The organism is Bacillota bacterium (genome assembly GCA_024655925.1).
Lineage (GTDB): Bacteria > Bacillota > DTU025 > DTU025 > JANLFS01 > JANLFS01.
In genome coordinates this window covers 1-1,633 of sequence record JANLFS010000214.1, presented here as the reverse complement: position 1 = coordinate 1,633, position 1,633 = coordinate 1, and the positions used below count along the sequence as shown (strand labels likewise).

Sequence of the window (1,633 nt, the reverse complement as noted above, 5' to 3'; positions counted from 1 at the left end):
CTCACCGAGGATACCGAGGCCGTGTACTCTGGCGAGGTTGGGCGCCTCTACACCTTCCGTGCGCGGGCCACGGACAACGTAGGGAACGTTGGCGACTGGGCCGAGGCGAGCACCGTCGTCGTCCAGGTGACCAAGTACTACGCCTTTGGCGGGCAGCGAATTGCCATGCGCCGCGAGGGTGTGGTATACTACATCCACACCGACCATCTCGGCTCCACCGGTCTGACCACCGACGCAGATGGCGGGGTAGTGGCCGAGCAGCGCTACCTGCCGTATGGCGAGGTGCGCTGGAGCGAGGGCACGTTACCAACTGACTTCACGTTCACCGGGCAGCGGTCCGAAGACTTCGGCCTGCTGGACTACCACGCCCGCTTCTACGATCCCGTGCTGGGCCGCTTCATCAGCGCGGATACGATCGTGCCCGAGCCGGGGAATCCGCAGGCGCTCAACAGATACAGCTATGTGTTGGGGAATCCGCTGCGGTATACGGATCCGAGTGGGCACTGGCTCTTCGAGGAAGAGCCGAATGATCCCTACATCTGGCAGCGGGACAAGCCATTGAACACTCTGATCCGCACTGCTGAGCCGATGGTCTTCTGGGAAGAGACTCAGGACGTGGGGGAGTTGGTTGATCAAGTGATGTGGCACACCGTCCCGAGCGGCATTGGGCAATATGTCAGTATCAGCAGTGGGTGGAACACCTTTGTAGGAACGGAGGTCTCACTGGAAGGGGCATGGGTCTTCAACTGGCGCTCAGGCGAGCTGAGCTTTACAGGGAGTACTGGCATTGCCGGTGAGGTTGGAACTCCTAAGCTTTTCGGCGCAGATTTGGCAGGAGGGTTCTTGCTGCCCATGGGCTATTCATCAAATGACATGCTGCGAGGGCCATCTGTGGGCTTGGACTTCGCGCTCCAGGCAGATGAAATCGCGGAACTCGGCCTGGAAGCAGGTGTAAGTCGGGAGATGGGCATAGACTCAGACACCGGAGAGCTCGTGCCTGTTTACGATCCCAGATCCGACATGCAATCGTACATGTTCAAAACGGGTCTATCTGCTGGTGCGAACTGTTTTCCAAATGCAGTTGAGGTGTCCGGGAGCTTGGGTGTATCCTATACCCAGTTTGTGAGAACGGTGCAGCTGTATCCGTGGAAATGGCAAAGGAGAGTGGATTGATGACCCATGTGAAATATTCTCTGGTTACTGCAATGCTAGTACTGGCGTTACTCTCCTGCAATTGTCCTCTTTTTGTGCCTGAGATCACAATAGAGTTATCAGACTTGAAGCTCTGCCGAGGATGGGATGTTGCGGGAGAACCCATAGTCTTCCATGATAACCCAAACCCTGATGATACGCGCATATGTATTTGCGGGCACCTTGAAACGAATGTTGATGATGTATACCTGCAGGTATTCTGGAGCCGAGAAAGGACCAATCTGTTAAGACATCGACAAGATTTTCGCAACGGGCCTTTTCTGAATTGCATCGAGCGGGACGAAGGTGTTGAACCGGGCAACTACAGTGCGGTCGTAATCGCTGGCAAGAGAGAACTGGGACGCGTGGATTTCACAGTTGGTGAAGGGCAATAATCAGACGCACCCTCTGCATCCGGGTAAAAGCGTCCAGCGCGCCAAGA

Annotated in this window: 1 protein-coding gene; it reads left to right on the top strand. The window is 56.0% G+C overall.

Translation table 11 applies throughout. The features are described 5' to 3' along the window. Positions 1–1,173 (top strand): hypothetical protein (locus NUW23_16225; GenBank protein MCR4427693.1); only part of this gene is annotated, 1,173 nt, incomplete at its 5' end. Between the last annotated feature and the right edge of the window lie 460 nt (positions 1,174–1,633).